The following is a 24,835-nucleotide window of genomic DNA, read 5'->3' on the forward strand; positions in this document are numbered from 1 at the left end:
TGCAAAGAGGTATCGGCCTGAATTGCCATGGAACTGCCGTTTTTTGAGCAATCGAGCGCTCAGGCAGGAAATATCGGGGCTAATTCAGACTTTCCCTAAGGACTGCATGATCAATTACGTACAGCATGTGATTTATATCTGATAAGTACTAATAAAAAATAATTCCGACATTTCTCACCATAACTGGACAGCACCCGACTGCTGAGGCGTGGAGCTTACCGTGCGGAAAAGTAATTATCCACCGGCAAAGCCGGTGGCTTTAGTTTGTTAGCCCCTCAAAGGGGCAAGTAGTGGGGCCGCCTGAAGGCGGCTGTCGTCATAGGCCAGATTTGCGCTGGCCGTAATGCTTGTCTTCCCTCTCCTGGCTGGTACATGTATGGATCAACTCTTCACTCAATCCCGCCGAGTACCCATGCGCCCAGATACCTCTCTCCACTGAGGCATTATTCGTCTTGGCCCTCAATGCAACTGTCGACAACAAATGCTCGAAGGCTGACCGTTTCACACGGTCAAACCTAAAGGAGTCCCCCGGCAAAGCCGGGGGATTACCTGTTTTATTTATGCTCAGCTACTTATCTAACAACTAAATCAACTCAGACCACCAACTACACTACGCTCCATTTGAGCCCATCAGACGATAACTAAAAATTTTTTAGCAATTATAGATGGAGAGCCTGCCATGAGCCTCTATTTTCATAAAATACCAATGTTTTTTATCGCACCGATGATCTTCGCAGGTTGTACACGCCTCATCACCTATGCTGTCGCCGGTGGCGGAATTTGTTCAACAGGTGCCAGCGCAGCCACTGGGACTGTATTGCTTATGAGCATGCTGATTTCGACGGCATACGCCAGGACTTAAGACCTAACCGCATTAAAACTTATGTCGGAGACAAAATGAATGATGAGATTTCCTCGTTCAGCGTCTCCCCAGGTTGCCGTATTACTGCATGGAAACACAGAGATCGAGGCGGAGTTTCGACAACATTTGGGGAGTGCCAATACATTGGCAATGACTGGAACGACTCTATTTCATCTTGGCAGTGTGAGTGTTCCAGATAGAGAGCTTAATAAACTGCTGCCCCTGACTTCCCCAACTCCACAACTGACGCCCCAGCAAACAGGAGCCCAACCATGGCCAAGAACGCCTTGTGCATCGGCATCAACGACTACCCCGGCACCGATAGCGACCTTTCCGGTTGCGTCAATGACGCCCACGACTGGGCGGCAGTGCTGCAGGGTTACGGCTTCAACGTCTCCACGCTGATCGACGAGCAAGCAACACGAGAAGCAATGTTGGGCGCGATCGGCAATCTGATCGGCAGCGCACAGAGTGGCGACACCGTCGTGCTCACCTACTCCGGCCATGGGACCTGGCTGGAGGACACCGACGGCGACGAGCCCGACGCCCGCGACGAAGCGCTCTGCCCCTGGGATCTCACCACGGCCGGACCGCTGCTCGACGATGATATCCACAGTCTGTTCAATACCCGCGCCGCCGATGTGCGCCTGCTGCTGATCTCCGACAGTTGCCATTCCGGCTCGGTCACCCGTGGCGACGAGAGCGACCTCGATGCCGACGCACCGCGCGCCCGTTTCCTGCCGCCTGCGGTATGGATGAAGCCCGGCACCCTGCCCTCCGTGCCGCGGGCCAGTGCACTGACTCTTGAGGGTGGCCTACGCCGGGTCGGTGGCGACCTGCTGCTGGCCGGCTGCCGTGATGAGCAATACAGCTGGGACACCCGCTTCGCAGGTCGCCCCAACGGGGCCTTCACCTATTACGCATTGAAAATACTGAAGCAGGACAAGCCACAGATCTACGATCAATGGTTCACAGCGATCCGCAAATACCTGCCCTCGACCCGATTGCCTCAGGAGCCGCAGATTTTCGGTACCCGCAGCGCGCGGCAGATGCGGATTTTCGACTGAACGGTGACCGACCATGGGCGAACGCAACTTTCGTATCCGCGGCAAGCTCGACGATGCCGTACCTAGCCTTGACGTCAGCGAGATCCGCATCGGCACGGCGCGCCGGCTCGTCCCCGGGCGGGCACGCGACGGCGTAACCGACGAGTTGGAAGTGGCCGCGGGCGAGGTCGTCCGCATCGAGTTGGACAATGGCTTCGTGCTGTGGAGTCGTGCCGACGACCTGCTGCGGGAACACGGCCGCCGCGGGCTGTCGCGCGACGGCGGCGCAGCCTGGGAATTCGACACGCTCATGCCCGGACACGGTGGCGCCAGCCGCAGCGAGCGCGGCCTGCTCGGGCTGGGTATCAAGGTGCTGGACTTCTTCGGTGTCGAGCTCGACAAGAAGGCGGCGCGCCAGCTCGGCCGCTGGTTCGAGGACAAGCAGTTCAAATTCGGTCCGCCGGCACTGTACCACTGCAGCCTGGACGACAGCTTTGCCCTCACGCCGCTCGCCGCTGATAGCCCCCTACCCGCCGATCAGGGTCCGTTGCTGATCTTCCTGCATGGTACCGCTTCGAGCTGCGAAGGCAGCTTCGGCAAGCTGTGGGCACCCGACAACGGCGCCGGCCTAGCTGCACGCAGGCGGCTGCAGGGGCAGTACGCCGGGCGCGTATTCGCCTTCGAGCATCGCAGCCTCAGTGAAAGCCCGATTGCCAATGCACTGGCGCTGGCCGAGCAGCTGCCGGCAGGCGCCGAGCTGCATCTGGTCAGCCACTCCCGGGGCGGTCTGATCGGCGAGCTGCTCTGCCTCAGCGGATGCGAGAGCCTCGCTCAGGTGCTGACGCCTGCGCGGCTGAAGGAACTGTTCGCTGCCGACCGCACCATCGCCGAGCAGCTCGGCCTGTCGCCGCTTGACCTGGAAGACCGGCAGGCGCGCGACGACGCCTACGAGAAAGACCGAGACGCGCTCGCGACCCTGATCGAAACCCTCGTCGCGAAGCGACTCAGGGTAACCCGCTTCGTGCGCGCCGCTTGCCCTGCACGTGGCACCACGCTGGCCTCCGGCCGGCTCGACCGCTGGCTGTCGGTCCTGGACTTTCTGGCCGGCAAGATGCTCGGCGAGAACCTATTCGCCGACGGCCTCGACTTCCTGCTGGCAGTGGTGAAGGAACGCACGGATCCGCGTACCTTGCCCGGCCTCGAAGCGATGATGCCCGGCTCGGCGCTGACCCGGCTGCTGCACCATCCTGAACTCGTGACCCGCGCCGACCTCAGCGTGATCGCCGGTGACATCGAGGGTAATTCCCTGTGGCAGAAGCTCAAACTGCTCGCCAGCGACTGGTTCTACGGCGCCGACCACGATCTGGTCGTCAATACCGGCTCGATGTCGGGCGGGCTGCGCCGCCCCGACAAGGGCGCACGCTTTCGCGAAGACAAGGGCAGCGAAGTCAATCACTTCAGCTATTTCCGCAACGAACGCAGCCTGAGCTGGCTGCTCGCCGGCCTGACCCGCCAGGACGGAGAAGACGGCGGCTTTCTGCCGATTACCGCAGCCCAGCATGCGCCACCGCGCTGGCGCGAGGCGGTGGATCGCACTCTGTCCGGCACAACGCCACGGCCGCTGGCGATAGTCATTCCAGGCTTCATGGGCAGCCAGCTGAAGGCCAGCGGCAAACCCATCTGGCTCAACTACGGGGCCCTGCTGCGTGGCGGGCTGCAGGAGCTGGCGATAGGCGCGGCAGAGATCACTCCGGATACGTTGATCCATAGCCTTTACGGCCCGCTGCTTGAGTTTCTCGCCCTTACCCACCGGGTGCGCCCGTTCGCCTACGACTGGCGGCTGTCGCTGCGTGACGCAGCCCGGGAGCTTGCTCGGCAACTCGAACAATGGCTGCCCGAAGCCGAGCGCGACAAGCAGCCGGTGCACTTCGTCGCCCATTCGACGGGCGGCCTGGTGGTGCGCGCGATGATGGCCGACGGCGGCCTCGGCGCGGCGCTCTGGCAACGCATCGTCCAGTTGCCTCACAGCCGCTTGTTGATGCTCGGCACGCCCAATTTCGGCACCTATGAAGCCGTACGCTGGCTCACTGGTTTTAACCCGACTCTGGCCAAGCTGTCATTGCTGGATTTCACCCACAGCACCAGCGATATCGTGAATATGGTACGACAGTACCCGGGTCTGCTCGAACTGCTGCCCTTCGCCCTGGAAGATCCGGATTTCGCCGACCCAGCCCTCTGGAAGAGCCTCCAAAGCAACCTGCAGGATGGCAGGGAGTCCCCCGAGCCCACTGCGCTCACCCGTGCCCGCGATACTTGGCGCCTGTTGCGCATGGCCAAGCCCGACCCAGCGTTGATGCGCTACGTTGCCGGCTGCCAGCCGTCCACGATAAGGGCCTACCAGTTCAGCGCCGCTGATTCGTTGAAGCCGACCGGTTACAAGCACCTTGACTTCCTTGCGACCGAAAAAGGCGATGGTGTCGTGACCTGGGCTTCCGGCAGTCTTCCCGGCGTGCCGATGTGGTATGTCGAGGACACGGCCCACGATGCCCTGTGCGTGCAGAAACGTGCCTTCTCCGCCTACCTCGACCTGTTGCAGAGCGAGAACGGCACCACCACGCGTCTACCCGCCAGCCCCCCGGCACGCCGGCGCGCCGCGGCCGACGAGCCGGCAGGCTTCGTCCTGCCCGCCAGCCCCCCGACCGATGGCATTCCCTCCGAAACCGCATTGGGCAGCCTTGGATTCGGTGACAGCCTGCCCGACGAGTCGCACGACGAGCGCCCGGCGATGCCGATGATCGAGATCAGCATCCGCCATGGCGATCTGTCCTACGCCCGCCATCCCGTCATGGTGGGGCACTACTACGGCGATACCATCCTCAGCGCGGAGCGCACGCTAGACCAGCAGCTCGACGAGGCACTGTCACAACGACTGGAGCTCGGTCTCTATCCAGGCCGACTCGATACCCACGCACTGTTCTTCAATCAGCATCCTAACGCCAAACCGGCCGGCGCGATCGTTGTCGGCCTTGGCCAAGTCGGCGACCTGACCCCCAGCCTGCTGGAAGCGGGAATACGCGCGGCGTTGCTCGACTACGCCCTACAGGTGGCCCAGTGCTCCGATGATCGTTTCGGCCCGTCGGGCAGCCCGCGCCATGCCCGAGTATCCTGCCTGCTGGTCGGGACCGGCCCCGGCGGCATCACGGTCCGTGACTCGCTGGAGACGATTCTGCGCGCTGCGATTGCCACCAATGCCCGTTTGGACGATGCCGATCTGGAGGACCGCGTTATCCTGGACCGGCTGGAATTCCTCGAAGTCTACGAAGATGTGGCCATCGCCGCGGCGGAGGGACTGCGGCAGATCCTTTCCGTAGGTGAATTCGCCGCTACAGTGCACTGGCCGGCCAGGGAGGTGGAAAGCGGACGCGCTGGCCGGCGGCGGGTACGTTTCGACGACCCTCTCGACTGGTGGCACCGGGTGGAAATCATCGAGGAAGAAGGCCGCCGCGACACCCTGCGCTTCATCTTCGCCACCGACCGCGCTCGAGCCGAGGAAACCCTCGCCACCGGCCAGCTTGCCCTTGCCGAGTCCTTCATCCAGCAGGCTTCTCGCTCGGCACAAGCCAACCCCGAGGCCGCGCGCACGCTGCACGAAATGCTCCTGCCCCTGCGACTCAGGGAGTCCGCCCCCAGCCAGACCGACCTGGTTCTGCTGGTCGACACCTGTTCTGCACGCTATCCATGGGAAATGCTGGAAAACCGCTGGAGCGGCAGCGAGCGCCCCGCCGCGGTGAGAGCCGGCCTGATCCGCCAATTGAAGACGCTCGAATTCCGTCCTCGTCCAGCCCATGCCTTCGAGCCGCACGCACTGGTGGTGGGCAGTCCGGATCTCGACGGCTGGGACAAATTCGACGATCTGCCGGGCGCGCGCCAGGAGGCACAGCGGGTAGCAAAGCTACTCGCTGATTACGATTGGCAGGTGCACGAATGCATTGATGGGAAAGCCGATGAGATCATCGCAAACCTGCACCGAGATGCCTGGCGCATCCTGCATCTGGCCGGCCATGGTGCTCATGAATATCCTCTTCCCCTCCCCTTGGCCAATGGCAAAGAAAAACAAGCAATGAAGCCGGTTTCCGGCATGGTGATTGCTCGTGAAACCTTCCTCACCCCCGGCGATATCGAGCAGATGCGCTGGGTGCCGGAGCTGGTGTTTATCAACTGCTGCCACCTCGGCCGCACCCAGTCGAGCGGAGCCAGCGATCGCAGCGAGCTGGCGGCCAACCTTGGTGTGCAGTTCATCCGCATGGGCGTGCGCGCGGTGGTGGCAGCAGGCTGGGCAGTGGACGATGGCGCCGCCAACGCCTTCGCCGAAGCCTTCTATACCCGCCTCCTCGATGGCCAGACCTTTGGCGAGGCAGTGCGTGCTGCGCGCGAAGAGATCTGGTTGCGCTTTCGCGGCGTGAATACCTGGGGCGCCTATCAATGCTACGGCGACCCGAGTTACCGCTTGCATCACAATGGCGAACTTCGTATCCGCCGGCCCCCGCCCTATAGCACACCGACCGAACTGATCGTCGATCTGGATAATCTCGCCGAGGAGCTGAAGGCGAGCAGTGCAGCCAGCAAGGACGAAACGGCGGGCAAGCGTATAAATGACCTGCTAGAGCGCATCCCGGAGCCGCAACGGGAAAGCTGGAAACAACGGGCTGACGTCGCCAGCGCGCTTGGCTTCGCGTGGGGTGAAGCGCGATTTTGGCCGGAAGCGATCGAATGGCTGGCAAAGGCACTGAACGCCCCCCAAGGCAACTGCCCGATCCGAGTCATCGAACAGTTGGCCAACTTCCATGTCCGGCATGCGATGGAGGAATGGCTGGCTTTACAAAGGCAAGGCGACAGCAAAAGCGACGATACGCACCGGATATGCAACAACACGATGGATGCGATCATTAATCTGGAAGCGCTATGCCTGCACGCACCTACTGCGGAGCGTTTTAATCTGCTCGGTAGTGCCTACAAGCGGCTGGCACTGATGCAGGAGCTAACTCCTGCACGACTGAATACACTCGACAAAATGGCCGCAGCCTACGAACAATCGTTCAAGCTTGGCGGTAGTGGCGAAGCCTACTCCTTCAGCAACTGGGGAATTGCCAAAGTGCTTGCCCTGCGCCTGGATGCCGCGCGCTCCGACGATTGGCGACTCACCCTTGAGGGTGAATGCACACGCTTGCGCAGCAAACTTCAAGATAACAACGAATGCAATCCGACTTTCTGGAATAGTACCGGCTCTGCCGATCTGGACTTGGTACGTCTGCTGGTGCGCAGCACCCCAGCTGCCGAAACGCTCCCGACCAGCTGCGAAGCACTGGTGGAACAGATCATCAAAGACTATTGCAGCGCATTCAAACGTGGAGCCAGTCCTCGCGAGCAGGCCTCGGTAATCGAAAACCTGGATTGGCTGATTGCCTTCCTCGCTGACAGCGCTGGCCCGCTGGCCAAGGTGGTGGGACGGATTCGTGAGGCAATCTGATAAGGAGGCGTGTTTGGCAGAAGAGGGCTTTTATTTTGAAAAGCCAAGCATCGCAAACTTAAATCCGATGACAATTATCTGAACAAAGACAAGATGTTTCCGGATGGATCATTGTGGTAAAGATCGGCAATTGTCTCTGGGCAGCAAATGACGAAACAGTAATTAGATACCTGCCTTGGGTCTGAAAAAACGTAAACGACTCAAGTGTGGAATGGCACTGAAAGGAGTGAAAAATGAACACTAAGTCATTGTTGGCATTTGGAGCTTTGCTAATGGCCTCGCCAATAACGGCTGAAATGTTGGTAAACGACTCCAGCAAATATTGCCTAGACACTGACGGTGAAGCGGTAAACGGAGGCGCAGTGCGGATGTAGAAATGTGAAAAACATGCAAATCAAACATGGACCATGAACAAACTCAACTCTGGACTTTTTCGACTAAGAAATATTAGCTCAAATCTCTGCCTGGATACTGATGGCTTGAGAACGAACGGCGCACAAGTTAGAACGTGGAAATGCGCCAACCATCCACATCAACTCTGGGAAATCACTAGGCTCCCACCAGATAGCTACCGACTAAAGAATAAGGCCTCAGGCTTTTGTCTTGACACCGATGGCAGCGCATTAAACGGAGCGCAGGTGCGGATGTGGGAGTGCGTATCTCATCCACATCAAAGTTGGAAAAGAAGTGCCTGGATAGATTAACAGCAAAGATTACCCGACTCTTATACAGATGACTCTTGGGACTCAATGATTAATCATGGCGACATGTAGGCAGGACTAGCTTTACATCCAACCTATTGTGCAGACCGATAAGCCTGCTGGCCCTGATGGAACCCGCTGCCGAGGCCCTTATCTATTGAAGCAGCTGAAGCAGCACCCATGGCTCATAGCATCTATCAGGTTTAATCCATAACACCCTGACCTACACCGCCATCACGCGCCGCACCTGCACTACTTGTTAAAACAATGGCAGCCCTATTTTTTAGTTCTTCACGGGATTGCGGGAAAGAAAAGATCCATAGGCCTGGCAAAATGCCTGTCAAGCTCCATGTTTGGTGCATCGCCATATCAATATTAAAAACAGAGTAACTTCATGAATAACAAACAACCCTACACCACAATATCTGGCCTCTCCAATAAAAGCTCCCACCAGAATAAGCCACTAAACAGAACATATGACGTTTTTCTATCACATCGCCGCGCAGATGAGTCCCTGGTAACCGAATTAAACGATTACATCGAAAATGAACTGCATTTCGAGGCTTACGTGGACTGGAAGGACAGCTTTGAGGATCTTGATCGAGAACACGTCACCGAGAAAACCGCCGACTACCTGAGAACCATCATGCGCCACGCCTGCAGCTTGATCTTCGTGGTGGGAGCAAATTCCGTCGCATCCCGCTGGACACCATGGGAGCTCGGGTTCTTCGATGGCCGCCAGAGTGCGCGACGAATTGCTATATATCTGCCAGATGGAGTAGAGCTTCCCAAAGGCCAAGAGTATTTGGGCCTGTACAGCAAGCCGCTACGCAAGTCAGATCTGCGCCACTTTCTCGAAGAGGCAACTCTGGACGTGGCAGCCATGGATAGTGCCCAGATGGACCAAAGGATGCGCCATCTCATGCGAGCAATGACCCGGCCCGACGATTACTGGCTTTCATTACTGCAATGGCAGTTCGGCTACACAGCGAACTTGTTGACTGCGCGAAACCAGGAAGGCTTACTTCCAGACGAACAACCTATGGACACTCCACTTGAACCGGCCGCGTTGTTCGGACCGTGGCTATGGGGCCTGCGTCAATGTCAGCACTCAATCAAAGAGTTACGCCAGCAATTACATACCGCTCACCATGGACGGACGGCAGTAACCGCTCTGCCTTTCCCATCAGCAGAACTGGTTCCAGGGCTGAATACCTGGCTGAATACCTGGCTGGATATGATGAAACAAAAAAACAACAGCCCCTTTACAGGATAAAGCGAAATTTAATTGGGTAAGGCGGCAACGTTGCCGCAGCCGCCTCCCCTAAGGAAGGTCTGAATTAGCCCCGACACTTCCTGCCCGAGTGCTCGATTGTTCATCGGGAGACTCGCGCAAGGGGACGGGCGTATTTCACCAGCATAACGAAGTCTTTTTCAGGGTTTCTCTGCCATGAATGACCAGGTTAGCGCAACGACTGTAGTGCATATCCCGGGTCGGTTACAGCCGGACGACCCCTTGTGGTTGGCGAGCCAGTTTGCGCCGGACTCGCCCATTTTTGCCGATGCCCCCCCAGCACGCGCGTTCCGCCTCGGCGGAGCAGGTAGCCGCGGCGACGCAAGCGAGGCAGTGACGGAACGCATTCCCAATGATGCGCTGGTAGAGATCGAGTTCGAGAATGGATTGCGATTCTGGACTGCAGGAGCGGATTTGCGCGAACGCCTGCAGGCAGCAGGAGGCGATACGACGCGCGGTGCCGGAAAAGCCCCCGACGGGGCCTGGGATCTGCCCATAAGAATCACGCCGCCCAGTGCGGGCACGCGCGGCTTGGCAGGTACCCTGACGATCAAGACGCTACGTTGGGTGGGCCTTAACCTGACTGAAGAGCTTCGGGGAAAATTTGTCGAACGTGCAGAAACACTGCCAGTACCGCACGAAGGGCTATTTAGTGTTGGCGACGATGGCATTCGAGGCGACCCACTCCAAACCCCCATACCTGACGGTGCCAGGACCCTGATCCTGTTGCACGGTACCGCGTCCAACTCGCGTGGCAGCTTTTCGAAGTTATGGCTGCACCAACCGGAACAATGGGCACGCTTACGCGCCTGGTTCGGGGATCGTATCTATGCGCTGGAGCACCGTACCCTCACCAAGAGCCCGATCGAAAATGCCCTGAACCTGGCCCGCCTGTTACCACATAACGGTAGCGTGCGCTTTCTGTCACATTCGCGGGGCGGCCTGGTCGGCGAACTGCTATGTCTTGATCCTGTTGAGATCGACCGGAAAGGCATTGACGCGACGCTAGATGCGGCAAAAAGCAAAGATGACGCTGTAAAAGCAACGCTAGCACGACAAAAAGAGCAGTTTTATCAGTTGATTCATGAACTGGAAGCACGTCCGCAGCTGAAAATCGAACGTTTCGTGCGGGTGGCTTGCCCAGTGATCGGAACTTCTCTTGCCGGACAAAAACTCGATCAATGGTTCTCCATATTCGTTCTGGCAGCCATTGCCGACGAGATGCAGCGTAACAGTAGCCGAGGGTTTGTGCTGGGTGGGCTTGCCTCCCTGGTGCAGTACGGTCTGGATACCTTGGCCGAAATTACCTCTGCAGTCATCGCAAGTCGTAAACGGATCGACCAGTTGCCCGGTCTCCAGGCACAGATGCCACAGTCAGAGCTGGTACGCATCCTGAATGGGAACCCCGGCCGCGGCGAACTGTTCGTGGTCGCTGGTGACACCCAGCCGATGGAGAAAGACTTCTTCGCCGAACTTCGTTTCGGTCTGATCGACCGCTACTTCGAGCGCGATCATGACCTGGTGGTGGATACACGCGCCATGCTCGATGGCCCTACCCGCCGGGCATGCAAGGTAATGTTCCGCAGTGGCACAGCCGTCAACCATTTCAACTATTTCGGCAACGAGGATACTGCGGGCGCGGTCGCCTCTGCACTAACCGATGAGCCCGATACGCATGGGGTCTTTCGTGATTATGCGGGCGAATGGCCACTAACGGACGATATCGCGCGAGGCCTATTCTCTGCCCGTCCACTGGCCGACCCACCGCTCGCAAGCGCTCGAGGGATCGTAATCATCGTCCCCGGTCTGTGCGGATCCGAACTCAAGGAGGCAGAGCGGGACATATGGGCCAATCCCCTGGCACTGGCTTCCGGAGGTTTCCGTAAGTACCTTCGCATCGACAACCTGGAGATCGAACCAGGCGGCCCCATGACCAGCCCCTACCTTCCCCTGGCTAATGCGCTACGCAAGCACGGCTATGTTGTCCGGATGCATGGCTATGACTGGCGCAAATCGATCGTGGACTCCACATCCGGGCTCGAAGCAACGATGAACATCGCGCTGAATGATGCCAAGCAGGGCAAGCTTCCCGTACACGCGATTGTGCATTCGATGGGGGGGATATTGATCAGGGCAGCCTTCGCCAAGAACGATACATTGTGGAAACGCTGGAGGGAGCAACCACGCGGCGAGGCTCGGGTGATCATGCTCGGGACCCCCAATCTGGGGTCGCATGCGGTGACGCTGATGCTGACAAGACGCGACAAGTTTTTCGGCAAGTTGGCGCTTCTCGATCTGCATCATACGGAATCGGAGCTGCTGCAAACTGCACAGCAGTTTCCCGGCGTGCTCGAACTCTTGCCATGGATGAAAGAAGAGAACGGTGATCGAATCCGCGAACCCGCTACCTGGAACGAATTCCGCGAAGCGGACGGCAAGCACTGGCCGGACTTACCAGCCGAGCCGCTCAAAAATTCCGCGGCGTTGTGGCATACCGTACTTAATAATGATCCGCTCCTCAAAGACGAACGCCTTATCTATATCGCAGGCACTGCCGCTGAAACGCCCCAACGAGCCGAGATTGGGGACGACAAAAAATTTCACCTGTTCAAGACGGCGGAGGGCGATGGCCGTGTCACTTGGGCTAGCGGCATTCCAAAAGCCTGCCAGGAGGGTCATCGGTGCTATTACATGAATGCAGTGCATGGCGACATGCCAGCCCATGCCGAGGCCTATCCGGCACTACTGGACCTGCTAGAGAAAGGCACGACAGACCACCGAGCCCTAACCCGCAAGCCCGCCTCGATCCAGGCCCGCGGGGCCCTGGAGTCTCCGGGTGAATATACCCCTACAGACACATCCGATATCACACACTACCCCACCCAGAACGATCTTCTGGCCGCCGCAACGGGCGCCACGCTACTAGAGACCGCCCGGCCTGGGGTGAGCATCGAGGACAGGGCTTCCGTGCAGGTTATCCATGGGGATCTCATCTATCTCGATTCGCCGGTGATGGTGGGGCACAGGCAGGGGGTGAACAATCTTGAGCAGGCTGAAGCTGTTCTCAACCGCGCACTGAACAACCGGATGCAACGTCGGCTCGATGCAGGCATTTACGCAGGTGCCTTAAGCACCTTTGCCCTCTTTCCGCGGCAGCCCGACGAACAGTTCGCTGTTGGCGCCATTGTCATTGGTATCGGGCGAATCGGCGAGCTGTCGCCAGGGCGACTCGCCGATAGTGTGGCGCAGGCGCTCACCACCTATGCGATTGCAATGTTGGAGGAGCACGACCGTAGCCCCGCCGACAGAAGCCAGCCACTTCAGTTGCCAGTGAGTGCGCTATTGATCGGCGCTGCGGTCGGCGAGATGAGCCTGCAGGACTCAGTCGTCGCCATTCTCCGCGGTCATTGTAATGCCCGCCAACGTCTGCTTGAGGCTGGACTGGCTGACCGCGTCAGGCTATCCCGACTGGAGTTCGTCGAGTTACTCGAGGACAGGGCCATCCAGGCGCTCAAGGCAGCGCGCGAGGCGGTAACGCTGGATGGGGAACTACGCAGGAGCTTTACCGTCGCCGATACTCTTGTCACCAACGAGGGCGGCCGCCAGCGTGCCTATGCAGAACCAGAGGAAGGCGCATGGGCCCAGATCGCCATCAACTCGATGAAGATTGCCGATGGGGATGGCATCCAGCTCTTGTTCGACACCTACGGTGGCCTTGCGCGCACGGAGCGCTTGTACAACGGTATCCCGCTGGACAGCATCGAACAGTTCACCCGCCAACTGACCGATAAGGAAAGCGACGACGAAGAGGTAGGGCGTACCCTTTTCGAGTTGCTACTACCCCATTGGCTGAAGGAGCAGGCACCGGATCGCCGACGCGTACAGCTAGTGCTGGACTCCCGCGCAGCAGCGATTCCTTGGGAGCTGCTGCGCGATCGGGTCGCCGACCGCAGTGATAGTGCCAACGCACCACTGTCGGTGCGCAGCGGGTTGGTCCGCCAGCTCTCTACCGGGCGCTTCCGTCAGCGCATCCGGCGTGCGGACGGTTACCACGCACTGGTGGTGGGCGATCCGGATCTGGGGGCATTGAGCAAACACTTCCCGCCACTTGGTGGCGCGCAGGCCGAAGCCCAAAAGATTGTCCCTTTGCTTAATGATGGCGGTTTTGCCACACCACCTCCGCTGATCGGCAGCAACGCAGAACAGATCCAGATGGCGCTGTACCGGCAGGATTGGCGGGTGGTGCATCTCTCGGGCCATGGGGTGTATCAAGAGGCGCTTCCTGTCACCTGTCCTGGCCCCCCTGGCGTCAACAGCGCCCCTTCCCTGGTGACGGGCATGCTAATCGGCGAAAACAGCCTACTGACCCCTGCGCACATCGAGCAGATGCGCGTAGTACCGGATTTCGTTTTTCTGAATTGCTGTTCACTTGGTCGCATCGAGGCGGGACATGAGATGGCGAGTGACATCCGCCCAGGCAATCCCATGCTGGCGGCAAACCTTGCAACGCAATTGATCGAGATGGGCGTACGAGCTGTCATTGCGGCGGGCTGGCGAGTGCTGGACGGTGCGGCCGAACTGTTTGCGATCACGTTCTATAAAGCCTTCCTGAATGGCATAACCTTTGGCGAGGCGGTACTTGCCGCACGCAGGGAAACCTACGAACGCTTTCCCCACAGCAATACATGGGGCGCATACCAATGCTACGGTGACCCCGGCCTGCTGCTTCCGCGCCCCCAGCAGCACTATAGCGAAACTCGAGTGCAGCCGATCCGATATGATTTTGTCTCGCCACGTGAGGTTCTGGCCGAGTTGGAGCGACAGACACAGCTGAGCCGCTATCACACAGGGGGCAGCGCCCACGATCGTCAGCGCGAAGAGAGCGTTGACGCCCTCGCCCGTCTTTGTGAAGGGCGCGGCTGGAACGCGCGCGGTGACATCCAGGAAGCATTCGGCCGACTGTGGGGCGAATTCGATGATCATGAGCGCGCCATCCTGTGTTATCGCGCAGCCCAAGCGGCCGGGGACGGCAGCGCGTCAATAAAGACCACTGAGCAGCTTGCCGACATGCTAGCGCGGCGTGGTTCCGTACTACTCGACTCAGCTGAAACACAAGACCAAGGCAAGGAACTATTGAGGGATGCTGAAGCCTTGGTCGACAGCCTTCTCAAGATAGATTCCACTGCCGAGCGGTATTGTCTTAGGGGCAGCATCTGGAAACGTCGGCTCCCAGTGATCAACGACGACGAGCTGGATTCGGCGTTACAGTCCATGGCCGAGGCCTATCAAGATGCGGAGCGGCTCGCGGACAAGCGGGGAGGACGTCTGTATTACCCCGCCATCAGCGTGCTCCATGCCACCCTGTTACGCCAGCTGCTCGGAACCCTCCCCCCGGAGGAACTGGCCGACGCACAGGTACGCATCGATAACATCCGGAAGGAACTCGAGAGTCCCGGATTCAAGCCGACAAACTTCTGGGACCGCGTCGCACCGCTGAATTTAGCACTTACTAGCACCTTGCTGCATGCCGCCAGCAATAACTCGCACCAGACCAGGCCAGAGTTCGGCGAGGACAATCCTGACTTCAAAGTACTGCTCGCCTTTTCATCGCAGGGAGAGCGGAGGTCGGTGCTGGATACACTGAATACATTGGCAAACTTTCTGCGCCGCTTGACAAAGCACCGCCAGGGAGCCCACGGCAAACGGGCGCGCGAACTAATCAAGTATCTCGAGACGCTGAAGGAGGAACTACGTGGCAACGACAGACAAGGTGGCGCTTAGGCCCAAGTTGGTCGGCTTACCATTCAGTACCGCGCTCTTCACTGGTATTGCCGACCCAGTATAGACGGTCAGAGCACTCCAGAAACTCCCGCCCGAAAGCGGAATGAATGTCCCTGCTTTCAATGGATACCGAACAGACGCTATCGCCCGCGAGGCGACATTCAGTGTTGCCGCCCATTCGCAGGATTGCGCTCATTCATGACACCGCGCCGGGATCATTGCCCCCTCGCGGCAAGTGCCATTTACGCAAAAGCATGAGCAAAGAAAGCCATTTAATAGTTTGAACGAGCGCCCTGAAATACTGTTCACCTCGGGAATACAGGCGCCTGGTAGTGACATCAATTTAACGGGGTGTGGGTGTCCCGTTTGAAAGGGGCAAGTCCATGCCGTGCCTTGTTGTCAGTCCGACAGTAAGTGGAGATCGCTCCATGAAGCGCGCGCTACTCATCGTCATTCCATACGTGCTCTTTCTCTTTATCATTCTTCCTCTATCCGCGACCACGCCATCGGCTGCAGCAGAAACACGTAGCGTGCATGCACAGGATGAGCCTTATTTCGCGGCCTGCGCCCGTGAAGGGCTGAACGAGTCGGAGTGCGCCGGGCGTCTGATATGGTTCAAGGCCACGGCGGGCAATGACCGTTTCCATACCTACGTCTTCCAGCAACGTGTCGGCGTATTGATCGACTGGTACCGAGTCCTGCGTAGCGATCAGCGCGGCGACCGCTTCCGCGCCTGGGGCATCATCAACGATCCGGCCTGTTGCACACCAGGAACACCGGACTGCCCGGCGAAGAGCGTGGACGAAACCTACGGCATGGATTGGTGCCCGGGTGATGAGGAATTACTCGGCTACGTCGGCCGCACCGGCTATAGGGATCCCGCGTGCGATTTCCGCGACGCACCACTAAAAGAAGGTGACGAGCATGGGCCAGCCGACCAGCGCCAATCGGCCTGCGATCTAAAATTCGGCACGTCCACTGGCGCACTCGGCATTCGCAAGTTTCCCAATCCGCGCTTCGACAAGACAGCCTGGCAAAGGCTCAACCGTAGCCTGGCCAGTTGGGCAGGCTACAACCGGCCGGTTGCTGCTGCCGGCGCAGGCGAGGCGGCTCGCTCGCACCTACAGGATGGCGCCATCGAGCCACCATTTTTAATCGGCACCGCCTGCGGGTCCTGTCATATTGCCTTCGATCCGCTCAATCCGCCTGCCGATCCGGCTAACCCCAAATGGGAAAATATAAAGGGCCTGGTTGGCAACCAGTACACTCGCATCTCAGAAATCATGGTCTCGGGCATGCCCTCGAATACGCTCGAGTGGCAAATGTTCGCCCATGCAAGACCCGGTGCCAGCGACACCTCGGCGATACCGACCGATCAGATTAACAATCCGGGCACGATCAACGCCCTGATCAATATTGCCAAACGGCCGACCTTTGCCGGTGAGCAGGTGATGAAATGGCGCAAGGCCGCCTCTTGCGCTGGCTCCTCGGACGAAGCTCTTTGTTGGTGTGAACCCGGGCATGACGGCAAGTGCTGGAAAAAGTCCCTAGAGCAGGACACCGCCCACCATATTCTGAAGGGTGGTGAGGACTCGATCGGCGCGCTCGAGGCGATCCAGCGCGTGTATTTCAATATTGGTTCATGCTCGGAACAGTGCTGGATGAATCATCTCTCCGATCTGCGCCAACTCGATCCGCAGCAGCGTGGCTTCGGCCAGATGCCGTTCAACATTGGCCAGTGTCGGCGCGACTGTCCTAATTTCCGCGCCATAGAAGACCGACTACCTAATATCCTTGATTTCTTCATGTCGGCCGAAGCGCATACCACCGATCTGCGTGTCGCACGCGAAAACCAGAGACGCACCACAATGCCAGAAGCCCGCTATTCCGAGCAGGATCTGGTCGCCGATCTGGAACGCGAATTCGGGGAAAACGCAGTTGCTCGCGGCAGGGAGATCTTCGCCAATACCTGCGCGCGCTGCCATTCCAGCCAGCCGGAGGCGGCCGCCGGACAGTTTGCCAGCCTCGACTTCCACAGGATCGACCCCGGCAATGGCCTGCGCGAGGACTGGCTGGGCAACGACCGCAACATTTCGGCCTCCGAAGTTGGCACCTACCGCTGCCGAGCCCTGCATTCCAATCATATGAGCGGCCACATCTGGCAGGAATACGGCTCCGAGACTCTGCGTGCGCAGCCGCCCGATGCCAACGTCCGGGAACCCGGCGACGGCGGGCGCGGCCACTATCGCAATATCTCGCTGCTCAACCTGTGGGCGCATGCCCCCTTCTTGCATAACAATGCGCTTGGCCCGGAACTGTGCGGCAAGCCGCGGCACACGGGCAATGATTTCTACGCGATGCGGCCGCGTTATGTGGACGGCAGCAGCAGGAAGCTACTTCCGCCCGATCAGCAGCCGGCCTGCTTCGAATACGACCCCAGCATCGAAGGTCGCTATCGGCTGTACAAGCTGTCAATGCACGAATTGCTGAATCCTGCACAGCGCGCCCCGAAAGTGACGCTGTTGAATGAAGACATCACCCTGCGCATCGGCCCGCGCCTGTGGGACGGCACCGCGAAGGAAAAGCTGCTCGGCTTCCAACTCACGATCCCGAGCGAAATCGATGGCCGTGGCGTCACCGCCGGTACCCTCGGCAACTTCCAGCACAAGCAGTTCATCGTCGACCTGGTACGTGCCAAGACCGGGGCGCAGGAATTGGAAGCAAGTCTGATTCAACGGTTTGGCGAGGACACTGGCGGCAAAGTGCTGGGCGACCTTAAAGCAATCGCCGACGAACTGATCGGCCAGCCAAATGCGCTGGTCGAGGCGCTGAAGGCACGCCCCTATCTCATCAAGCAGGTGTATAGCAGTTGCACCGCTGAGATTGAAAACGAAGGTCACCGCTTCGGCGAGGATCTGTCCGAGGCCGACAAGAAGGCGCTGATCGCCTTCCTTGCCACACTGTAAGTGCAAGGGGTCCGCTATGAAGATCGCCACTTTCACTCTTTGCGCCGCCCTTGTCTTCGGCAGTTCCGGCTGCGGTTTTTTCGACCGCGACGAACAGCCCCCAGACATCAACTTTGCCCCCTATGGCCAGGGGTATGGGGAGAAACCGGACTTTGCTCAACTGGAATACCAACTCCCCCTGTTGCCGGAGGATCGCTACAAGATCACTCCGCAAAACCTTTCCCTCCTCGATCAGGAGCAGGTCGATCAGATTTACGCCCGGCTGTCGGCCGGCCCGATTCCGGACGGAGCGTTCGACGGCGATCTGTTCTTTCCGCACGGTGGCAGCGGCAACTTGCGTCTTTCGGAAATCGCCGGCGGCGGGCTGCGGGGATTGCTGGTGAATGTTGGCGGACAAAAGCTCGACGCGGTCGGTGAAACCCTGTGGAAAGGCAAGGTGTTCTATCGCGGAGAACGCCTGCTGCGCAATCGCATCGAGGATCTCAGCACACTGAAACGGCTCGGAGTGGTCGAGGAAGATGCCAACAGACCGTTGCAGACTATTCAAGTCAACGGCAAGGAGCAGTGGCTGTTGTTTCCAGCCAAGCTGTACTGCGGCCAGAGCCTGCTCGACGGTCGGCGTGAATCGATCATCATCGATTACGCCTTCACCGACGAGCTTCCCGGATACCGCCGCATGCCAGACATGCTGGCTGGACGCGACGGCTTTGCGATCCGCGACGAGATCCGCATGGTTTATCCCGGCTTCTATCTCGGCCGGGCCTACATGGACCGCAGCTTTGTGGTGAATTTTGTCCTCTACAACCAGGAGATCGCAGAACGCATCCGCGATGCCTTCATGGAGAGAGGCGAGATTCAGGAGGATTGCTGGACTGGTACGCAACAGGTCGCCCGCGCGCCGGCCGGCCAGTAAAAAACGGGTGGGCGATGGTCCGAACGGACTGGAAAGTGATGGCATTGATGCTGCTTGGCTGGCTGCCAATCCTATGGGCCAGGGCCGACGAAACTCCAGGCGCCACCCCCTTGCTGGTGGTGATAGAAGCCCCGGGCGAGTTTCTCCCCCCGGTCGGGCGCTCCTTGTTCGATATCCTGCTCGGCCCGCCCGGGCCGGCCGGGGAAGCCGTGGTGCCCTTTCCGTTCGCCGCTCTGCTCGAGCGCATTCGTGCCGAACTGGATGCGAACCAGCCATCGGGAGGATTGACTGTGGTGCTGATCCCACTTGGCCGCTCGTTGCAGCGCCCCGCGGTGGCCGACGCCGGGGCGTTTCGTCAGCCGCGCGTCGTGGCTGCCGTCACAGGCGAGCCGCAGGCCACTGCAGCGGCCGGCCAGCTCTATCTCAAGGATCGCCTGTACATCGGCTATCACGAAAGTGCCGCCGCACTGGAGGTTATCAGCTACAACGAAACAGCCGGGCGCTTCGAGTTCCAAGTCGTGCGTAACTACCGCGCCGATGCCAAGCCCGTGCTGGGCTACGCCAACCGCGCGCTGTGCGTAGCCTGCCATCAAAATGCCGCCCCCATATTCTCGCGCGCGTCATGGGATGAAATCGCGGCAAGCGCGCCGCTCGCTGCGCGCCTTGCGGCCACAGGCCAGTCCTACTACGGCATCGACTGGCGCCACGGTGTGGATCTGCCCGATGCAATCGACGCCACGACCGCCCGCGCCAATCTCTTCGCCCTTGCCCAGCGTCTGTGGCGCGAAGGCTGTGCCCTGGCGACGCCAGCAGAGGCTATCGCCTGCCGCGCCGAGGCGCTACGGATAGCGTTGCGCTACCGGCTTGGCGGCAGTCGCGCAATGATCCTCGACACACCGGCCACCCGGCGCGATCTGGTCGCACCTCTATTGGCCAACTGGCACGTACGCTGGCCCACCGGCTTGCCGCTGCCCGACCCGCAGTTGCCCAACCGTCAGCCATTCGCCGGCGAAGACCTCAGCGCCGAGGCCATTACGGCGCTGTCGAGCGACAGGGCAGCCCGGCGTATCGCCGACATCAGTGCTGCGCTCGACCCATTGGCGCTGCGCCCGCCCTTGGAAGTGTGGTACGGGCGTAATAGCGCCGACGTCGCCCGTTTCATTCACGCCGTGTCGCTGTTTTTCTCGCAAACTGATATTCGCCTGCTGGATCGGCAACTCACCGTTGCGCCTGACTCGCCGCTGCGCAATGTCACCTTCAACTGTCACGAGCGGGTAGTGGATATTCGGCTCGATCTCGACTGCGATGGCGCCGAGGGCAGTCGTCTGCTGGCGCGACTCAGCCTGCATGATGGACATATCGCTATGGGCAGCATCGACCGCTTGACGCTACCCGGCGCGGACTATGGCGGTCCGATCAGCCTGGGCCGCGGCATCCCACAGGCCGACGCTGCGATTGGCTTCACCCTCAGCGAGCACGCCGGCGGGGTACGCAGCGCTCGCGGCGAGAACCTGCGCAGGCTCTGGCTGACACGCGCACAAGGCGACAATCCGGCGACCGCCAGGCTTGAACTCGCAGCGGACCTCGCCCCACTGGATGCAGCCATAGACGCACTGGCACAGGCTACGCTGGATGGCCGCAGTGATGCCTTCAGCGCCTATCCGCTGCGCCGGGACAAGGTATTGACGCCCATTCTTGCCCATCTCGGCGCGCCGATGGCGGAGGTACAGTCCACCCTACCGCTCGCGCAGCTGGATGCCGCCGCGTCCGCTCGCCGCCTGTCGGTGGCAGCGGACCTTCAACCTTTTGTCCGCCAGTGCGGCTTATGTCATGGCGCCGCGAGCAAATTCCCACCGGGGTTTCTGTACGGCGATGATAGTCAGATACGCACCAATTTGGCGGCCTGCGCCGAACGCATCCTGTACCGCCTGCAAATGAACCGGCAGGCACCCGCCGCGCGGCAGAAAACACCGATGCCGCCGCCGGCTGCCATTCATGCGCCTGGCTTCGCGCAGTCCGCCGATCTGCCGACGATGCTAAGCACACTGGAAACCCTGATGAGTACCCAAGGAGGCTCCAACAGTGCTGCGGTGCTCGAGCGCCACTACTCTACCCTGGCGCCTTGCACCCCACCCACAGCCCCGGATCGTGGTGAGCTGAGGTGACCGTCCCTTCCCGCCATGCCGCCCTGCTCCGCTGGCTGGGCCGCACACTCCTGCTGTTGCCCTGGATCCTGCTGGTGCTCGGCGGCCTCTACGCCGCGCTGCGCTTTCTACCCGATGTTCCGGTGCGCTACAGCGACCCGGTGGAGCACTTCAAGTACGGCTCCACCGGTGGCGAGCGTGAATCCGGTTTCCCCTACTGGATCTGGCAGGCCCTGCCGCAGGTCTGTTCCGAATATCTGCCCGGCGGCTACGCCTCGCTCGGCCTGATCTACGAACCCGGCCGCAATCTGCCGGTCGGCGTGTCCAAGCGCCGCAACTTGGGGCTTGACCGCGTATTCCTGAACTGCGCGGTGTGCCATACCAGTACGGTGCGCGATACAAACGATGCCGCCCCCCGCTTGATCGTCGGCATGCCCGCGCACCGCTTCGACATCCGAGCCTTCGAAACCTTCTTTTTCAACTGTGCTGCCGGACCGAAATTTTCCCGAGAATTCATCGTGCCCGAGGTCGATCGTCTGGCTGGCGGTCTCAACCCGCTCGATCGCTATCTCGTCTACCCGGTGGCGATCTCGCTGATGCGCGATCGCCTGCTGATGCTGAGAGGACGCTTCGAATTCGTGCACAACCAGCCGGAATGGGGCCCCGGCCGCGTCGACACCTTCAACTCGGCAAAGGTGCTGTTCAACTTTCCCATGATGCAGTTGCCCGAGCAGGAACGACTCGGCGCCTCCGATTTTCCCTCGATCTGGCACCAGCGCAAACGCATGACGCGCGACGACGGCAACCGCATGGAGCTGCACTGGGACGGCAACAATACCCATACCGAGGAGCGCAACAAAAGCGCCGCCTTCGGCACCGGTACAACGCCGCCGACCATCGATCTCGCGGCCATCGGCCGGGTGGAAGACTGGCTGCTGGACCTCGCGCCGCCACCCTACCCCTACCGGATCGACCAGACGCTGGCAGCGCGCGGCGCTCGGCTCTACGCCGACTACTGTGCCAGCTGTCATGGCGCCAGCGGGCAGGACTTCAAGGGCGTGCAGGTCGGCCACGTGACGCCGATCGATGAAATCGGCACCGATCGCGCGCGGCTCGACTCCTACACCCGGGAACTCGCCGTCAACCAGGCCACGCTGTATGCCGGCTACCCGCACCGCTTCCGTTATTTCCGCAAGACCTGGGGCTACGCCAACATGCCGTTGGACGGTATCTGGTTGCGCGCCCCCTACCTGCACAACGGCTCGGTGCCGACGCTGCGCGACCTGCTCGAGCCTTCCGCACTGCGGCCGCCTATTTTCACCCGCGGCAACAATGTGTACGACCAGCAGCGGGTGGGCTTCGTCGCCGATATACCGATGGACACGGCGATGGACGCACAAGGCGCCGGCGCCCACCCATTCCTGTTCGATACCCGGATACCCGGCAACGGCAATGCCGGCCACGAAGGCCGAAGCTATGGCACCGAATTGCCAGCGGCCGACAAGGATGCCTTGGTCGAATACCTGAAGACCTTCTGAGCGCAGAGGAGAATCATCATGCAGCCAGCCTTCCGTGCGCGTGCCTCAGGCCGACCTGTCGGCCCCGACCGCATGGGCAACCTCGGCCGTAGCCTGCTCGCCGCGCTCGTTGTGCTGCTGGTGCTGGGCGCCGGCGGCGCGATCTTTACGTGGTACAAATTCTTCCGCGAGGAGCCACAACCGGAATGGATCACCAGCGATCCGGACCTGCGCTTCAAGTATGGCTCGATCGGTGCGGAGCGAGACGCCGGCATCCCCTACTGGATCTTCTACGTGCTACCGCGCATGTTTCCCGAGAAGCTGCCCGGTCCCGGTGGTTATGCCTCGCTCGGCGTGGTGTGGGAGGAAGGCCAGGAGCTGCCGGTGGGCTTTTCCAAGAAGGTGGTCGGCTTTCCGCGCGTCGCCAACAACTGTGCCGCCTGCCATACCGCCAGCTACCGGACCTCGGCGGACTCCGCGCCGGTATTGGTTCCCACCGGGCCGAACCATACCCTGAATCTGTGGGCCTTCTTCCGCTTCCTGATCGACTGCGCCAAGGACCCGCGCTTCAACGCCGACAACCTCATGGGCGAGATTCGCCTGGTCACCGACCTGTCCTTCATCGACAGCGTGATCTACCGCTTCCTGCTCATCCCCATCACCAAGAAGACCCTGCTCGAGCGCGAGGAGCAGTTTGCCTGGCTCTATCGCAAGGACTTTCCCCCCTGGGGGCGCGGGCGCGACGACGCAATGAACCTGACCAAGTACTTCATGATCCGCTGGCCGATGGACGATAGCCTCGGCCCCACCGACATGCCCTCGCTGTGGAACCTGAAGAAGTATCGGCCGGAACAGGGTATGCGCATGAACTTCGCCGGTGACAGCCACGATCCATATTCGGTGATCATCGACTCGGCGCTGGGACTGCTCGGTGCTGCACCGAAGGACAACGACGAATTTCTCGCTCAGGTGCGCTGGTTGCAGGACTATGTCTCGAATAAACCGGCACCGAAATATCCCTTCCCCATCGATGCCGTAAAGGCCGAGCGCGGCAAGGTGCTGTTCGATGGCAACTGCGCCGCCTGCCACGCCTCATCTCGCACCGGCACCGTGGTGCCGCTGGCCGAAGTCGGCACCAGCCGGGATCGCCTCGACACCTGGAATGAAAAAGCCGCCATCGAAGCCAACCGGGCGGTGGCCGAGATGAGCATCGAGCGCCCCGGCCTGGTCGAGGAACCACTACGCGGCTATATCGCCGCGTTCCTCGACGGCATCTGGCTGCGTGCGCCCTACCTGCACAACGGCTCCGTCCCGACCCTGCGCGACCTGCTCGAGCCGCCGTCGCAACGCCCCGCCGTGTTCTGGCGCGGCTATGACCTATACGACCCGCAACACGTTGGCTTCGTCAACAGCGAAGCGGAAGCAGGGCGTTTCGGCACTCGGCACGAAGTCAGCGCCAAAGGTGGCGGTAACCAGGGCCATACCTTCGGCACCAGCCTGCCGGCAGAGGACAAGGATGCATTGGTTGAATACCTGAAGACTTTGTGAAACGGACGACTCTATGCGGCTCTGCCGGTATGCCGTCATGCATCAGCGGGCGGGCACATTTCCGGCTCCGCGCCCGAAGCGGGATCATCCGGTGGGATTGGCAGGCCGGGACACTGGCATTCGTAGTCGATCTTCGGCGAAACCCAGTCGCGCCATTCCTGGCGGCTCATGTTGCGGGTGAGTTTGGCACAAACGAGGTTGAGCTCGAATTTAGGGGCGTACCGTATGTGCAGCTTACGGTCTTCGCCACCCGAGACAATGTGAATACCATCCGGGCTGAAGGCAACACTCCACACGCTCTTGGCATCCCCTTGCAGCGGCACGCCAATCGGCTGGCCCCTCTTCGCGTCCCACAGCTGTAGAACCCCCCCGAAATCCCCCGAGATGAGGCGGTCGCCATCCAGGCTGAAGGCAACACTCGAGACCCCGTCGTTATGTCCCTGAACCGCCCCGGGTTTCCCGGAGGCTCCAACCTTTGAGAGGATGGAGCCATGAAGTCAGCAACGAAGTATTCCCCTGAAGTCCGGCAACGGGCG

11 protein-coding genes and 2 pseudogenes are annotated in these 24,835 nt (G+C 60.3%); 11 read left to right on the plus strand and 2 right to left on the minus strand.

Annotation, left to right across the window (positions count from 1 at the left end; translation table 11 throughout):
- Nucleotides 1-679: 679 nt before the first annotated feature.
- The 11 genes and pseudogenes from EV691_RS20545 (at nt 680) to EV691_RS20595 (ending at nt 24,299) form a co-directional block, all read left to right on the plus strand.
- Complete coding sequence (locus EV691_RS20545) at nt 680-862, plus strand: hypothetical protein (RefSeq protein WP_131300415.1); 183 nt, start codon at nt 680-682, stop codon at nt 860-862.
- A gap of 272 nt (nt 863-1,134) precedes the next feature.
- Entirely contained in the window at nt 1,135-1,929 is a 795-nt protein-coding gene (locus EV691_RS20550; RefSeq protein WP_131300417.1) for a caspase family protein, read from the plus strand.
- A gap of 13 nt (nt 1,930-1,942) precedes the next feature.
- The gene (locus tag EV691_RS20555) at nt 1,943-7,435 is read left to right on the plus strand and encodes a CHAT domain-containing protein (RefSeq protein ID WP_131300420.1); all 5,493 of its coding nucleotides are present in this window, start codon (nt 1,943-1,945) and stop codon (nt 7,433-7,435) included.
- A 386-nt stretch (nt 7,436-7,821) separates the two neighbouring features.
- Nucleotides 7,822-8,139 (plus strand): annotated as a pseudogene (locus EV691_RS24310) (RICIN domain-containing protein); the annotation flags it as partial.
- 391 nt (nt 8,140-8,530) lie between these two features.
- Nucleotides 8,531-9,412 (plus strand): toll/interleukin-1 receptor domain-containing protein, encoded by an 882-nt coding sequence (locus EV691_RS20565; RefSeq protein WP_131300424.1) that lies wholly within the window; start codon nt 8,531-8,533, stop codon nt 9,410-9,412.
- A gap of 174 nt (nt 9,413-9,586) precedes the next feature.
- On the plus strand, nt 9,587-15,211 hold the full coding sequence (locus EV691_RS20570) for a CHAT domain-containing protein (RefSeq protein WP_131300426.1): 5,625 nt from the start codon (nt 9,587-9,589) through the stop codon (nt 15,209-15,211).
- A 428-nt stretch (nt 15,212-15,639) separates the two neighbouring features.
- Nucleotides 15,640-18,177 carry a c-type cytochrome gene (locus EV691_RS20575; protein ID WP_207390250.1) on the plus strand — a complete coding sequence of 846 codons (2,538 nt, stop codon included), beginning with the start codon at nt 15,640-15,642 and terminating at the stop codon, nt 18,175-18,177.
- Nucleotides 18,178-18,193: 16 nt separating this feature from the next.
- Nucleotides 18,194-19,090 (plus strand): hypothetical protein, encoded by an 897-nt coding sequence (locus EV691_RS20580; protein ID WP_131300428.1) that lies wholly within the window; start codon nt 18,194-18,196, stop codon nt 19,088-19,090.
- A gap of 38 nt (nt 19,091-19,128) precedes the next feature.
- Nucleotides 19,129-21,255, plus strand: coding sequence for a hypothetical protein (locus EV691_RS20585; protein WP_131300430.1), 2,127 nt, complete (start codon nt 19,129-19,131; stop codon nt 21,253-21,255).
- Nucleotides 21,256-21,311: 56 nt separating this feature from the next.
- Entirely contained in the window at nt 21,312-22,772 is a 1,461-nt protein-coding gene (locus EV691_RS20590) for a c-type cytochrome (protein WP_207901110.1), read from the plus strand.
- An 18-nt stretch (nt 22,773-22,790) separates the two neighbouring features.
- A complete protein-coding gene (locus tag EV691_RS20595) occupies nt 22,791-24,299 on the plus strand; it encodes a c-type cytochrome (RefSeq protein WP_131300434.1) in 1,509 nt (502 codons plus the stop codon).
- Nucleotides 24,300-24,334: 35 nt separating this feature from the next.
- On the opposite strand, the gene EV691_RS20600 is transcribed toward EV691_RS20595, so the two are convergent.
- Together EV691_RS20600 and EV691_RS24315 are read right to left on the minus strand one after the other, a co-directional pair.
- Nucleotides 24,335-24,622 (minus strand): WD40 repeat domain-containing protein, encoded by a 288-nt coding sequence (locus EV691_RS20600; RefSeq protein WP_165496591.1) that lies wholly within the window; start codon nt 24,620-24,622, stop codon nt 24,335-24,337.
- A gap of 36 nt (nt 24,623-24,658) precedes the next feature.
- A pseudogene (locus EV691_RS24315) lies at nt 24,659-24,784 on the minus strand (hypothetical protein); the annotation flags it as partial.
- Nucleotides 24,785-24,835 lie beyond the last annotated feature (51 nt).

The sequence above is a fragment of the Azotobacter chroococcum genome, assembly GCF_004339665.1.
In the GTDB taxonomy this organism is placed as follows: domain Bacteria; phylum Pseudomonadota; class Gammaproteobacteria; order Pseudomonadales; family Pseudomonadaceae; genus Azotobacter; species Azotobacter chroococcum.

Excerpts from the sequence above, each read along its gene's own strand:
- EV691_RS20570 (WP_131300426.1), top strand. The coding sequence starts at position 9,587 with ATGAATGACCAGGTTAGCGCAACGACTGTAGTGCATATCCCGGGTCGG.
- EV691_RS20585 (WP_131300430.1), top strand. The coding sequence starts at position 19,129 with ATGGCATTGATGCTGCTTGGCTGGCTGCCAATCCTATGGGCCAGGGCC.
- EV691_RS20565 (WP_131300424.1), top strand. The coding sequence starts at position 8,531 with ATGAATAACAAACAACCCTACACCACAATATCTGGCCTCTCCAATAAA.
- EV691_RS20550 (WP_131300417.1), top strand. The coding sequence starts at position 1,135 with ATGGCCAAGAACGCCTTGTGCATCGGCATCAACGACTACCCCGGCACC.
- EV691_RS20580 (WP_131300428.1), top strand. The coding sequence starts at position 18,194 with ATGAAGATCGCCACTTTCACTCTTTGCGCCGCCCTTGTCTTCGGCAGT.
- EV691_RS20545 (WP_131300415.1), top strand. The coding sequence starts at position 680 with ATGAGCCTCTATTTTCATAAAATACCAATGTTTTTTATCGCACCGATG.
- EV691_RS20555 (WP_131300420.1), top strand. The coding sequence starts at position 1,943 with ATGGGCGAACGCAACTTTCGTATCCGCGGCAAGCTCGACGATGCCGTA.
- EV691_RS20575 (WP_207390250.1), top strand. The coding sequence starts at position 15,640 with ATGAAGCGCGCGCTACTCATCGTCATTCCATACGTGCTCTTTCTCTTT.
- EV691_RS20595 (WP_131300434.1), top strand. The coding sequence starts at position 22,791 with ATGCAGCCAGCCTTCCGTGCGCGTGCCTCAGGCCGACCTGTCGGCCCC.